This is a genomic window from Enterobacteriaceae endosymbiont of Donacia semicuprea (assembly GCF_012570535.1).
Classification (GTDB): Bacteria; Pseudomonadota; Gammaproteobacteria; order Enterobacterales; family Enterobacteriaceae.
In genome coordinates this window covers 195,946-210,341 of sequence record NZ_CP046210.1, presented here as the reverse complement: position 1 = coordinate 210,341, position 14,396 = coordinate 195,946, and the positions used below count along the sequence as shown (strand labels likewise).

Below are 14,396 nucleotides of genomic sequence, written 5' to 3'. Positions count from 1 at the left end.
ACTGTAAATATCTTTCTATTCTTGATGAAGAATGTTCAGGTCCTTGACCTTCATATCCATGAGGTAAAAAAAGTATTAAACTACTTTTATATCCCCATTTTTTTTCTCCAGAACTAATAAATTGGTCTATAATAATTTGTGCTCCATTAGCAAAATCTCCAAATTGTGCTTCCCATATTACAATATTTAAATTGTTAATAGAATAACCATATTCAAAACCTAATACTGATTCTTCAGATAAAACAGAATTATAAATATTAAAATTTCCTTGATTTATAGCAATATTTTTTAATGGTATATAAGAAAAACCATTTTTTTGATCATATATAACTGTATGTCTATGAGAAAATGTTCCTCTTTTTATATCTTCTCCTGATAAACGACATGATATTCCTTGAACAAGAATATTTGCATATGCTAAATTTTCTGCGGTTCCCCAATCAATTTTTTTTTCTTCCTTACTCATACTAATTCTATCTAAATAAATTTTTTTAACTATAGGATGAATATTAAATTCTTTAGGAAAAGTACTAATTTTAAAAAGTAATTTTTTTAATTTATCTATTTTTAAATTTTTATATATTTTTTTTATATATTTTTTTTTATAAAAAATATCTGTTTTAGTAAAAAAATTACCTTCATTAAATAAAGTTTGATATTTTTTATATAAATTATGTTTTTCTTTAAAATTAATAATTTTATTAAATAATAATTTATTAAAATATAAATCTTGTATTGTTAAATGATTTTTAATAATATTATACATTAAAGGTTGAGTCATATATGGATCGTCCATTTCATTATGACCATGTCTACGATATGAAACTAAATCTATAAAAACATCTTTATGAAAGATATTTCTATAATTAATAGCTATTCTTATAATAAAAATTACATCTTCTATTTTATCAGCATTCACATGAAAAACAGGACACCGAATCATTTTAGCTATATCAGTACAATAATAACTTGATCTAATATCATTGATATTAGAAGTAGTAAATCCTATTTGATTATTAATAATAATATGAATAACACCATTAATATTATAACCTCTAGTTTTGGATAAATTTAAAACTTCTTGTACTATTCCTTGCCCACTAATGGCAGCATCTCCATGTATACTAATAGGTAGTACATTATTATACTTATGATTTATTTTCGAAAAATCGTTTTCAAATCTTACCATACCCATGGTAACACAATTAATAATTTCTAAATGAGATGGATTAAATACTAATTCAAGTTTAATTTTATCTTTTTTAATTCTAACTATAGAAGAATAACCTAAATGATATTTAACATCATCATTTTCATTTTTTTTTTTTAAAATAGTATTTGAAAATTCATTAATTATATCTTGAATTTTTTTACCCATTATATTAACTAAAAAATTTAATCTTCCTCTATGTGCCATGCTAAAAATTATTTTTGTTGGTTTATTATTTAATTTATTTGAATAACGTATTATTTCCTTTACTAAAGGAATTAAAACATCACATCCTTCTAATGAAAATCTTTTTGCTCCTGGAAATTTTTTACCTATATTTGTTTCAAATACCTCTGCTGCAATTAATTCTTCTAAAAATATCTTTTTTTCTAGAAAATTAAAATTATTTTTAATAATTTCAATATTATTTTGTATCCAACATTTTTCATTTTTTGGTAAATATGTATATTCTATACCAATAGATTTACAATAAATTTTTTGAAAAATTTTATGTAAATCTATTATTTTTTGATTATATAAAAAATTATTTAATGTAATTTTTTTTTGATAATCTTCTTGACTAATTTGATAATATTTTAATTGTAAATTATTACTTAATTTTTTTTTATTTAAAGATAAGGGATTAGTATTTGCGTAATAGTGACCTAAGACTCTAAAATTAATTAATAATTTATTAATTTTTTCTATTAAAAATAAATTTTTATAATAATTATTATTTTTTTTTAAAATTTTATTTTTTTTTTCAAATGATTTAAATATATTTATCCAATTTTTATTTATTGAATTAGGATTTAGTAAAAATTTTTGATATAATTTTTCAATATAAAAAATATTATCATTTAAAATATTTTTTTGATAATTATTCATTCTGATCTCTTATTAAAAGATAATAATATTTATTATTAATAATAAAATAATTTATTTACATAAATAAAAAATAATAAAAATTTAATAAATATTATTTTATAATAAAAAATTAAAGATAATTATACTTATTTAATTTAGAAAGAACAATGATAAAAAATAAAAAATTAATTTTTAAAAAATAGATAAATATAAAAATATAATTTTTAATATCGTAAATAAAATTTTATTATTTTTTAAATAAAAATTATCATATATTTATTAAAATTTATTAAATAACTTTTATTTTTAATATTATAAATATAAAAATTTATTTTATGAAAATTTTTTTTGAATTATTTTTATTAATAGTATTAAAATATTAAGTTTATTAGAAAAATATAATTTATATTAGATTCTATAAATACATAAAACATTAATAATTAATTATTAATGTTTTATGTATTTATAACCATTTTTTTCTTTTAAAATAAAAATAAGGAGCTAAAGCTGATATTATCATTAATATGATGGCATATATATATCCATATTTCCATTTTAATTCTGGTAAAAAAGAAAAATTCATACCATAACTTGATGCAACTAAAGTAGGAGGTAAAAATATTACAGAAACTAATGAAAAAATTTTAATTATTCTATTTTGTTCTATATTAATAAAACCCATAGCAGCTTGCATTAAAAAATTAACTTTCTGAAATAATGATTCATTATGAGGTAATAATGATTCAATATCTCTAAATATTTCTCTGGCTTGTTCTATTTGATTACTTGGTAATCTAGTTTTTCTCATTAAAAAATTTACAGCTCTTTGTGTGTCCATTAAACATAATCTAACTTTCCAACCAATATCTTCTAATTCAGCTAAAGTAGAAAGAGCATTATCAAATTCATCATCTTGATGTCCTTTCATAATAATACAACTTAAATATTCTAAATCACTATATATATTTTCAATTTCATCAGCTAATTGTTCAATTTTTGTTTCTAATAAATCTAATAATAACTCATAAGGATTACCATATATCATGGTATGATTTTGAGTACGTATTATATATAAACGAAAAGTTGGTAATTCTCTTTCTCTTAAAGTATATAATCTATTATTTTTAATTGTAAATGCTACAGTAGTAGTACCTGCATGATTATCTTTATCTTTATAAAAGAAAAAAGAATGTATATGTAAACCTTCTTTATTTTCAAAAAATCTTGCAGATGCTTCTATATCTTCTAATTCTGGACGAGTAACTAAATTTTGTCCAAGTAAATAATATATTTTTTTTCTTTCATTTTTTTCAGGTTTAATCAAATCAACCCAAATTGCTTTCATAACATCATCAGAATTACTTAATTTTAAATTTATTAAATGATTATTATCTATTTTAAAAATATTTAACATTATAACTCCTAAAAATTTAAAAATATTACTTTTAATAAAATTTTTATAAATTTAATTTTATAAAATAATATTATTTTAAAATACAAACTTGTATATAATCAGATATTATCCATTTTATTGTTTTATTATTAAATTTAATTTGTAATTTTTTATTATTTTTTAATATTTCTATATTTAAAATTATTCCTTTACCAAAAATTTTGTGATAAATATTTTGTCCTATAAAATATTTTTTATCTTTTAATATATTTTTTTTAATAAATATATTTTTATTTTTTAAATGACTAATTTTTTTAATACAATTTTTTGGTAATTCATTAAGAAATCTTGATGGTATTGAATGTATTTCTTTACCATATAAATAACGATTTTTTGTATAAGTTAATGTTAATTTTTTTTTAGCTCTAGTAATTCCTACATATGCTAAACGTCTTTCTTCATTTATATTTTTTTCATTAAAAGATATTTTATTAGGAAAAATTCCTTCTTCCATTCCAATTATAAATACTTTAGAAAATTCTAATCCTTTAGAAGCATGCAATGTCATCATCTGTATGAAATTACAATTATTATTTTTTTTTTTAAAATCAATATCATCAGTTAGTAATAAAATTCTGGATAAGAAATCTATTAATAAATTATTTTTTTTTTTATTATTTAATGAAATATTCATAAAATAATTTGCAGCATTAATAAATTCTTTTAAATTATCTATTTTAGTAAAATTATTTTCAGATAAACAATTTTTATTATACATATCCCATAATCCAGAATTTTTTATAGTTTCTTCAATAATAATCGATAATGGTTTTTCAATTATATTATTTTTTAATTTTTTAATTAAATTAACAAATTTTCTTAATGAATTTAAAGATTTTTTATTTAAATATTTTTTATTTTTTAAAATATAAATACTGGATTGCCATAATGTTAAAAAAAATTTTTCAGATATAAATTTTATAATTTTTAATGTATTTAATCCAATTCCTCTTTTTGGAACATTAATAATTCTTTCAAAAGAATTATCATCATTTAAATTAGATATTAGTCTTAAATAAGCTAATATATTTTTTATTTCATAACGTTCAAAAAAACGTATTCCTCCATAAATTTGATAAGGAATAGAAAATTTTAACATAATTTCTTCTAAAATACGAGATTGAGCATTATTTCTGTAAAGAATTGCACAATTATTTAATTTTATATTTTTTTTTAAAAAATTTTTTTTTATATATTTTGCAATATATTCAGCTTCATCAAATTCATTTAATGCATAATAAATTGAAATTAATTTTCCATTATTTGAATTAGTCCATAATTTTTTTTTTCGTTCAATATTATTATATGAAATTAATTTATTTGCCGCATTTAAAATATTAGAAGTAGAACGATAATTTTGTTCTAATAAAATTGTTTTAACATTATCAAAATCTCGTAAAAAATAATTAATATTTTCTATTTTTGCTCCTCTCCACCCATAAATTGATTGATCATCATCTCCCACAAGAACAATTTTAGTATTATAATATTTATTATATAATAAAGATATAAGTTTATATTGTATATCATTTGTATCTTGAAATTCATCTATTAAAATATTTTTAAATCTTTTTTGATATATTTTTAATATATTATGATTATTTAAAAATAATTTATATAAACATAAAATTAATTCATTAAAATCAATAACTTCTGTTATTTTGCAAAGATTCTGATATTCATCATATATTTTAGATAAATTTATATTATGTAAATTATTTTTATAAATTATATTGTTATTATTAAATAAATTATTTTTAAAATTATTTATATATTTAATTATATTTTCTATAGAATAGATTTTGTCTTTTAAAGACATTTTTTTTAAAATTCTTTTAATTAAATTTTTTTGATCATAACTATCTATAATTTGGAAATTTTTAGATAATCCAGCTTCTGAATAATGAATTCTTAATAGATAATAAGCAAAACTATGAAATGTTCCTATCCAAATACTACTTTTTTTATTGTTATTTAATAATAATTTAATTCTTATTTTTAATTCTAATGCTGCTTTATTTGTAAAAGTTACAGCTAAAATTGATTTTGGAGAACAATGTTCTTTATGAATTAACCATGCAATTCTTCGTATTAATACAAGTGTTTTACCACTTCCTGCCCCAGCTAATATTAATAAATTTTTTCTAATTTCAGATACTACTTCTTTTTGTTTATTATTTAAATTTTTTAATAAATCTATGTTATTCATTTATCATAATATCTTAATTAATAATTATATTTGTTTAATAAAAATTATTATAATGTTATTATACCATCATAAATATAGTTAGCTTCTCCCTTCATAAATAAGTCTTTATTATTTCCTTCCCATGTTACATCGATATTACCCCCAACTAAATTTACTTTTACTTTTTTAGATAAAATTTTTTTTTTAATGCCAACAGCTACAGCTGCACATGCACCAGATCCACAGGCATTAGTTTCTCCTACGCCTCTTTCAAAAATTCTTAATTTAATAGTATTTGTATCTATATATTTCATAAATATAACATTAATTTTTTTTGGAAATAATTTATTTTTTGATATAAATGAACCTATCGATAATACTGAAATACTTGATAAATTCTTTACTTGTATAACACAATGTGGATTTCCTAATGAAACAACACTAAAATTGATACATTTATTTTGAAAATAAATTTTATAATTATTTTTAATTTTTTTAGTTAAAAAAGGAATATCTTTAGGATTAAATAAAGGAATACCCATATTTACAATAACTTCTTTTTTATTTAAAATTTTTAAATATATTATACGATTTTTTGTACTTACACATATATTTTTTTTATATATTAATTTTTTTATTCTTAAATATTGAGCAATACAACGAACTCCATTACCACATTGTTCTACTTCACTACCATCACAATTAAAAATTCTATAATTAAAATCAATATCTTTATTTAAAGATGTTTCTATTAGTAATAATTGGTCAAAACCTATACCTGTATATCTATTAGATAATTTTTTTATAACTTTATTTTTAAAATCAAAATTTTTATTAATATTATTTATAATAATAAAATCATTACCTAATGCATGCATTTTTGCAAATTTTATTTTCATATAATTTATTAAATTCTATTTATAGTATATAGATACTTTATAATTATAATTTCCAATTACAACTATATCAGCACATCTTTGTGTAAATAAACCAACAGTAACAATTCCGGGAATATTATTTATATATTTTTCTGTTTGAATTGCATCATAAATATTTAATTTATATATATCTAAAATTAAATTACCATGTTCTGTAATCACATTAGTACGTAATTTGGCTATAGCTCCTATATATAGTAATTTTTTAATAATAAAATTTTTTGCAGAAGGTATTATTTCAATAGGTAATGGATGTAATTTACCTAAATTTGTAACATATTTAGATTGATCAATAATACAAATAAATAAATCAGAAAAACTGGATATAATTTTTTCATTGGTTAATGCACCTCCCCCACCTTTAATCATTTGCATTTTATTATTAATTTCATCAGCACCATCAAAATATATTCCAATTTTATCTATTTTATTAATTTCATAAATATTAAAATTATATTTTTTTAATTTTTCTGTAGAACTTTTAGAAGCAGATACTACTCCTTTAATATTTTTTTTTACAGTAGATAAAATATCTATAAAATAGGATATTGTAGTTCCGGAACCAATACCAATAATACTATTTTTTTTAATAAATGTTATTGCAGCTTTAGCTGCAATATTTTTTAATTTATTAAGCATATATATAACTTTATATAAAATAAAATTTATATTATATTAAGTATAATAATTTGTAAAAAATTTTATATGTTATTTATATAAAATTGATTTTTATAAGTTATAATTTTTAATAAAAATTTAGAAAATTTTGGATTCTTAATAAAAAAATAATTTTTTATTATTTACTTAAATTCATTGATATTTACTTAATAAATAAATTATTTTATAATAAATTTTATTATGAGATTATAAAATGAAAAAAATAAAAATAATTTTTTGTTTACTTTTTTTTGTTTATATATTAATAACAATAACAACACCAAAAAACGTTAATGCTAAATTATTACCTAATTTTACAAAAAAGTTAAATAATAATTTACCTAGTTTAGCACCTATTTTAGCTAAAGTAATACCTTCAGTTGTTAATATTGATGTTCAAGGTAGTACTTTTACATCTGAATATAAATTACCTAAACAAGTAGAACAATATTTAAGAGAACATTTTTTACTTTGTAAGGATGGTTCTCCATATGAGAATACTCTTATTTGTGGAAATAGTGATAATATTCTTGAACAAAGATTTCATTCAATTGGTTCCGGAGTTATTATAAATGCTAAAAAAGGTTTAATTATTACTAATAATCATGTAATAGATCATGCTAATTATATTTCTGTAGAATTAAATAATGGTAAAACTTATGAAGCACAAATAATAGGAAGGGATTCAAAAACCGATATAGCTTTAATAAAAATTATGGGAAAAACAAACAATCTTAAAAGTCTTAAAATAGCAAATTCTGATACTTTAAAAGTAGGTGATTATACTATAGCAATAGGAAATCCATATGCTTTAGGTGAAACAGTTACATCAGGAATTATATCAGGATTAGGACGTTCTGGTCTTCATATTGAAAATTTTGAAAATTTTATTCAGACTGATGCTGCAATTAATTTTGGAAGTTCTGGAGGAGCATTAGTTAATTTAAATGGAGATTTAATTGGAATAAATACAGCTATATTAGCTCCTAATGAGGGTAATATCGGAATTGGTTTTGCTATACCTATTAATACTGTTATGAATTTAGTTAATCAATTTATTAAATTTGGTAAAATTAAGAGAGGTTCTTTAGGAATAAATGGAATAGATTTTGAGCCAGAATTAGCAAAAATTTTACAAATTCCTTATATAAATAAAGGAGTTTTTGTTCGTGAAATTATAAAATTATCTAAAGATAATGAATTACAAGCTGGTGATGTTATTATTTCATTAAATGGTAAAAATATTGATAGTTATTCTTTATTAAAAGCTAAAATTAGTTCTTTTGTTCGAGGTACTGTTGTTAAATTAGGAATTATAAGAAAAAGAATTTTTAAAATTGTTAATGTGAAAATAAAAGATTATAATAATGATAATATTTCTAAAAATATTATTTATAATGGAATTGAAGGAGTATATTTAAATAATATTAAATTAAAAAATAAAATTTATTTTTTTAAAAAAATTCAAAAAACGAGTGTACAAGTTAATAAAGTTTTAAAAAATTCTCCAGCTGAAAAAATAGGTTTAAAAAAAGGTGATATAATAATAGCAATTAATGAAAGGATTATTAAAAATGTAAATGATGTTAAAAAAGTTTTAAATAAAAAACAATCATTAATTCTTTTACATATTTTAAGAGGGAAACGTAATTTATATTTAATTAATTAAAAAAATTTATTAATTTAATTGAAATAAATTTAAAAATATTTAATACTAATATCATAATTACATTATGGCCCTTTAGCTCAGTGGTTAGAGCAAACGACTCATAATCGTTAGGTCGTTGGTTCAAATCCAACAAGGGCCAGATAATAAAAAAGAATTATTTTAGATTTTTCATATCAAAAAAATTTAATAATTATTTAAATAAAAATTTTTATTTAAATAAATAGTTTTTTTTAAATTAAATTTAAATTTAATATTTTTTATATATTTAAAAATTAGGAAAATAAAAATGTTAGAAATTAACTTAATAAAAAATAATTTAAAAAAAATAAAAAAAAAAAATATTTTTATTAGGGGGTTTCTTTAATTATTTAAAATATAAAAAAAAATTATTAAAAATAAATAATGAATTAAAAAATCCTAATATTTGGAATAATATTAATTATGTACTTAATTTAAATAAAAAAAAATCAAATATAGAAAATTTATTATTTTCTTTAGATAAAATTAATCAAGAAATTATTGATATTAATGAATTAATTAATTTAGCTATTGGTAGTAATGATAAAATTATATTAAGCGAATCTGTAGAAATATTATCTAAATTAGAAAATAAAATAAATATTTTAGAATTAAAAAAAATTTTTATTAAAAAAAATGATAATAAAAATTGTTTTATAGATATACAATCTGGGTCAGGAGGAATAGAATCCCAAGATTGGGCAAAAATAATTATGAAAATGTATTTAAAATGGGCTACGCAAAAAAAATTTAAAACTATAATAATAAATGAAATACCTGGAGAAATTATAGGAATAAAGTCAGCAACTATACATATAATTGGAAATTATGCTTTTGGATGGTTACGTACAGAAAATGGAATCCATCGTCTAGTTAGAAAAAGTCCTTTTAGTTCTTCTGGAAGAAGACATACTTCTTTTGCTTCTACTTTTATTTATCCAGATATTTTAGATAAAAATAACATATCTATTAATACAAAAGATTTACGTATTGATTTTTATAAAGCTTCTGGAGCAGGAGGACAACATGTTAATCGTACAGAATCAGCTGTGCGTATTACACATATTCCTACAGGAATAGTTACACAATGTCAAAATAATAGATCGCAACATCAAAATAAAAGTCAAGCAATGAAGCAAATTAAATTTAAATTATATGATTTAAAAAATAAAATAAAACAAAAAAAACAAAAAAAAGTTGAACAACAAAAATTTAATATTAGTTGGGGATATCAGATACGTTCTTATATATTAGATGATGCAAGAATTAAAGATATTAGAACTGGTATAGAAATTAAGGATGTAAATTTTGTACTTAACGGTAATATAGATAAATTTATTCAAGCTAGTTTAAAATTAGGTTTATAAATCAAGGATTTTATTATGTCTGAAAATAAATATTATTTTAATAAAAATAGTAATAATAATGAAGTAAAGTTTCGACATAAAAAATTGATTAAATTAAGAAAAAATAATATTGCTTTTCCTAATAATTTTAAAATTAGTATTACATGTAAGAATTTAAATAAAAAATTTAATAATAAAGACATTAATTTAGATAATAAAAAAATATTTAATGTTGCAGGACGTATAGTTAATTTACGAATTATGGGGAAAGCTACTTTTATTAATATTCGAGATTATACAGGAAAAATACAGATTTATATATCTCAAGATAGTATATCTTTTGAAAAATATAAAAAATTTTTAAAAGAATATAATCTTGGAGATATTATAGGTGTAATTGGTAATCTTTTTAAAACAAAAACTAATGTTTTATCAATTTTTTGTCAAAAAATTTATTTATTAACAAAAGCAATCAGACCATTACCTAATAAATATCATGGATTACAAAATAAAGAAATAAAATATAGAAAAAGATATTTAGATTTAATTGTAAATAAAAAAACACGTGATATCTTTAAAATAAGATCTAAAATTATATTAAATATTCGTAATTTTATGAATAAAATGGATTTTATTGAAGTTGAAACTCCTATGATGCATAATATACCTGGAGGTGCTTTAGCGAAACCTTTTGTAACTTATCATAATAAATATAATATAAATATGTATTTACGTATAGCACCTGAATTATATTTAAAACGTCTTATTATTGGAGGTTTTAATAAGATTTTTGAAATTAATAGAAATTTTCGTAATGAAGGTATTTCTACTCAACATAATCCTGAATTTACAATGATGGAAATGTATATAGCTTATGCTGATTATAAAGATTTAATGATTTTATTTGAAAATTTATTTAAAAAAATATATAAATTATTATTTAATAACTCTTTGTTAAAATATAATAATTATGTTTTTAATTTAAAAAATAAATTTAATATATTAACAATGAAAGAATCTATCATTTTTTTTTATCCTAAATTTTCTTTAGATAGTTTAGAAGATATTAATGTTTTAATAAAAATTACTAATTTATTAAATATTAAAATAGATAAAAATTGGAGTAAAGGTAAAATTATTTCTGAAATTTTTGAAGAAAAAATTGCTAATAAACTCATGAAACCAACTTTTATTACAGAATATCCTGTTGAAGTTTCTCCTTTGTCAAGAAGCAATAATTTAAATCCTTTAATTACTGATAGATTTGAATTTTTTATTTGTGGTATGGAAATAGCAAATGGTTTTTCTGAATTAAATGATCCAGAAGAACAAAAAAAAAGATTTAAACAACAAGATAATTTAAAAAAATTTAATAATACTAAAAAAAATAATATTTATGAAAAATCTTATGATCAAGATTATATAGAAGCATTAGAATATGGATTACCTCCTACAGCAGGTTTAGGATTAGGTATTGATAGATTAGTTATGTTATTTACAAATTCTAAGTCTATAAGAGATGTAATTTTATTTCCTATGTTAAGACCTCAATAAACTCATTTTTTTTTCAGCTTTTTTAACTAAAGATATAAAATTTTCTATTGTTAAAGAAGCTTTTCCAACTAATAAACCATTAATATTTTTTATTTGAAATAAATTATTAATGTTATCTTTATCAATAGAACCTCCATACTGAAAAATAATACTTTCTGATATTTTTTGATTTATAGATGAAATATATTTTTTAATAAAATTAATAGTTTTTTCTATTTCATTTATATTTGCAATTTTTCCAGAACCAATAGCCCAAATTGGCTCATAAGCTATAATAGTATTATAAAATATATTAACTTCACATATTTTTAATATTGAATTAATTTGATTAATACAAATTTTTTCTGTTTTATTTTGTTTTTTTTCTTCTTTTGTTTCTCCAATACATAAAATCGGTATTAATCCATTTTTTTTGGTTAAAATAAATTTTTTAGCTATAAAATTATTATTTTCATAATGATTTATTCTTCTTTCTGAATGACCAATTATTACATATTTTACACCAATATCTTTTAACATATTTATTGATATTTCACCTGTAAAAGATCCTTTTTCATGAATATCTATATTTTGTGCTACTAAATTTATTGATGTATTTTTTAAATAATTATGTAGATAATATATATATACATAAGGTGGTGCTATTGCTATTTTACAATAATGTAACAAATTATTTATTTTTTTTATTAAATTTATATTTTTATCTATAAAATTAAGATTTCCATTTAATTTCCAATTAGCAACAATTAAAAATTTTTTCATATTTTTCCCCTTATAATTATTTTACCAATATTGTTCTGATGTAATATTACCGTTTTGATTAGAAAGATTTCTAGATAAATTTTTATCTATTTCTAGTATTCTTCTTGTTTCTTTTATCATATTTGGATTACCACATAACATTATATGACTATCTTTTTTATCAATTTTTATACCAATTTTTTTTTCTAAATTTCCATTTTTAATTAAATCAGGAATATAACCATATAAAATAGAGTTATTTACATTATTATTTCTAGTTAAAACAATTTGTATTTTAAATTTATTATTATATTTCTTTTTAATTTTATTAACTATATTTAAATAATTAAAATCATTTATATATCTAATAGAATGTACTAGAATTATTTTTTGAAATTTTTCAAAACAAATATCATCTTGTAAAATTGAAAGATAAGGTCCAATACCAGTTCCTGTTGATAACATCCATAAATTTTTACAAATATTAATATTATTTAATGTAAAAATACCTAAAGCATTTTTAGAAATCATAATCTCATCATTAATTTTTAATTTATATAAATATGGAGTTAATTTTCCTCCTCTAATATTAGAAATATAAAATTCATGATTTTTATTTTTTGGAGAATTTATATATGAATATACTCTTTGTATTTTTTTCCCATTAATTTTTAAAGCTAATTTTGTAAATTGTCCAGCAATAAAATTATTAACTTTTGCATTTAAAATAATACTAAATAAATTTTTTGTCCAATATTTTATATCTTTAATATTTCCAATAATCCATTCTGTCATATTTAATCCTTAAATTTTATTTTAAAATTATATTTTAATATAAAAACATAATTTTTATAAAACATATTAATAATTAAATTTTTTATAATTTTAAAAAATTTTAATAAAAATTAATATTATTTATAAGTTATAAGTTAAATATTGTTAAATTTTACTCTATATTATTAATTTTTTATATAAAATTTTATTTTATTATTTTTTAATATTTTTTATAAAAAATTTATGTTATTATTCTAAAAATTATTAATATAATAATATATGAAAATTTTTTAATTAATAATAGATTATATTTAATAAAATTTTGTAAAAAAATTATTATTCTATAATGCATTTTAATTTATATAGAAATAATTTAAGGGGTGTAGTTTAATTAGGTAGAATATTGGTCTCCAAAACCAATGGTTGGGGGTTCAAATCCCTCCACCCCTGAAAATTACTATTTTTTTTAATTATATAATTTTTTTATAAAATATATATTTATGTTATTATAATAAATAATTATTTATTTAAAATTAAAATATTATAAATTTTATTTAATAAATTTATATTATTTTAAAAAATTTAATAATATATCAAATACAAAATCATATCTTTCTAATCTTTAAAATTTACATGAATTAAAACATAATAAAGATGAATTATGCATATTATATTACTAAATTAAAGAGGTTTAAAATATGAATGGAGCACAATGTATAATTCATGCACTAAAAAAAGAACATGTCCAAATAGTATTTGGATATCCTGGTGGTGCAATAATGCCTCTTTATGATGCATTATATAATAGTAAAATAGAACATATATTATGTAGACATGAACAAGCAGCGGCAATAGCTGCAATAGGATATGCTCGTGCTACAGGAAAAATAGGAGTTTGTATAGCAACATCAGGTCCTGGAGCAACTAATTTAATAACAGGAATTGCAGACGCAATGGTAGATTCTGTTCCTATTGTCGCAA

General features: G+C 18.6%; 11 protein-coding genes and 2 tRNA genes. 6 read left to right on the top strand and 7 right to left on the bottom strand.

Annotated features, from left to right (window positions below):
* The 5 genes from GJT91_RS00995 to rpiA all read right to left on the bottom strand — a co-directional run.
* The coding region (locus GJT91_RS00995) for a 2-oxoglutarate dehydrogenase E1 component (RefSeq protein WP_168868399.1) at nucleotides 1–2,098 on the bottom strand (2,098 nt) is incomplete at its 3' end.
* A gap of 442 nt (nucleotides 2,099–2,540) precedes the next feature.
* Nucleotides 2,541–3,491, bottom strand: coding sequence for a magnesium/cobalt transporter CorA (gene corA, locus GJT91_RS00990; RefSeq protein WP_168868398.1), 951 nt, complete (start codon nucleotides 3,489–3,491; stop codon nucleotides 2,541–2,543).
* Nucleotides 3,492–3,561: 70 nt separating this feature from the next.
* Nucleotides 3,562–5,739, bottom strand: coding sequence for a UvrD-helicase domain-containing protein (locus GJT91_RS00985; RefSeq protein ID WP_168868397.1), 2,178 nt, complete (start codon nucleotides 5,737–5,739; stop codon nucleotides 3,562–3,564).
* Between the two features lie 47 nt (nucleotides 5,740–5,786).
* Complete coding sequence (gene dapF / locus GJT91_RS00980) at nucleotides 5,787–6,617, bottom strand: diaminopimelate epimerase (protein ID WP_168868396.1); 831 nt, start codon at nucleotides 6,615–6,617, stop codon at nucleotides 5,787–5,789.
* Between the two features lie 15 nt (nucleotides 6,618–6,632).
* Entirely contained in the window at nucleotides 6,633–7,295 is a 663-nt protein-coding gene (gene rpiA / locus GJT91_RS00975; protein WP_168868395.1) for a ribose-5-phosphate isomerase RpiA, read from the bottom strand.
* Nucleotides 7,296–7,527: 232 nt separating this feature from the next.
* On the opposite strand from rpiA, the gene GJT91_RS00970 reads away from it, so the two are divergent.
* The 4 genes from GJT91_RS00970 (at nucleotide 7,528) to lysS (ending at nucleotide 11,900) form a co-directional block, all read left to right on the top strand.
* Nucleotides 7,528–8,982 (top strand): Do family serine endopeptidase, encoded by a 1,455-nt coding sequence (locus tag GJT91_RS00970; RefSeq protein WP_168868394.1) that lies wholly within the window; start codon nucleotides 7,528–7,530, stop codon nucleotides 8,980–8,982.
* A 66-nt stretch (nucleotides 8,983–9,048) separates the two neighbouring features.
* Nucleotides 9,049–9,121, top strand: a tRNA-Ile gene (locus tag GJT91_RS00965).
* A gap of 147 nt (nucleotides 9,122–9,268) precedes the next feature.
* A protein-coding gene (prfB, locus tag GJT91_RS00960) for a peptide chain release factor 2 (RefSeq protein WP_246212898.1) occupies nucleotides 9,269–10,367 on the top strand; the annotation gives its coding sequence in 2 pieces (ribosomal slippage) (nucleotides 9,269–9,334 and nucleotides 9,336–10,367; 1,098 coding nt in all).
* A gap of 15 nt (nucleotides 10,368–10,382) precedes the next feature.
* Complete coding sequence (gene lysS / locus GJT91_RS00955) at nucleotides 10,383–11,900, top strand: lysine--tRNA ligase (protein ID WP_168868392.1); 1,518 nt, start codon at nucleotides 10,383–10,385, stop codon at nucleotides 11,898–11,900.
* Here the strand turns inward: lysS and tpiA are convergent.
* Together tpiA and GJT91_RS00945 are read right to left on the bottom strand one after the other, a co-directional pair.
* The gene (gene tpiA, locus GJT91_RS00950) at nucleotides 11,886–12,662 is read right to left on the bottom strand and encodes a triose-phosphate isomerase (protein ID WP_168868391.1); all 777 of its coding nucleotides are present in this window, start codon (nucleotides 12,660–12,662) and stop codon (nucleotides 11,886–11,888) included. The genes lysS and tpiA overlap by 15 nt on opposite strands.
* Before the next feature lie 21 nt (nucleotides 12,663–12,683).
* Nucleotides 12,684–13,436, bottom strand: coding sequence for an FAD-binding oxidoreductase (locus tag GJT91_RS00945; RefSeq protein WP_168868390.1), 753 nt, complete (start codon nucleotides 13,434–13,436; stop codon nucleotides 12,684–12,686).
* Nucleotides 13,437–13,791: 355 nt separating this feature from the next.
* Here GJT91_RS00945 and GJT91_RS00940 point away from each other — a divergent pair.
* Both GJT91_RS00940 and GJT91_RS02285 read left to right on the top strand, forming a co-directional pair.
* Nucleotides 13,792–13,865, top strand: a tRNA-Trp gene (locus tag GJT91_RS00940).
* A gap of 248 nt (nucleotides 13,866–14,113) precedes the next feature.
* Nucleotides 14,114–14,396: thiamine pyrophosphate-binding protein (locus GJT91_RS02285; RefSeq protein ID WP_246212896.1), on the top strand; the 283-nt coding region annotated here is incomplete at its 3' end.

Coding starts and splice junctions, on each gene's coding strand:
- corA (WP_168868398.1), bottom strand. CDS start 3,491: ATGTTAAATATTTTTAAAATAGATAATAATCATTTAATAAATTTAAAA.
- GJT91_RS00985 (WP_168868397.1), bottom strand. CDS start 5,739: ATGAATAACATAGATTTATTAAAAAATTTAAATAATAAACAAAAAGAA.
- dapF (WP_168868396.1), bottom strand. CDS start 6,617: ATGAAAATAAAATTTGCAAAAATGCATGCATTAGGTAATGATTTTATT.
- rpiA (WP_168868395.1), bottom strand. CDS start 7,295: ATGCTTAATAAATTAAAAAATATTGCAGCTAAAGCTGCAATAACATTT.
- GJT91_RS00970 (WP_168868394.1), top strand. CDS start 7,528: ATGAAAAAAATAAAAATAATTTTTTGTTTACTTTTTTTTGTTTATATA.
- lysS (WP_168868392.1), top strand. CDS start 10,383: ATGTCTGAAAATAAATATTATTTTAATAAAAATAGTAATAATAATGAA.
- tpiA (WP_168868391.1), bottom strand. CDS start 12,662: ATGAAAAAATTTTTAATTGTTGCTAATTGGAAATTAAATGGAAATCTT.
- GJT91_RS00945 (WP_168868390.1), bottom strand. CDS start 13,436: ATGACAGAATGGATTATTGGAAATATTAAAGATATAAAATATTGGACA.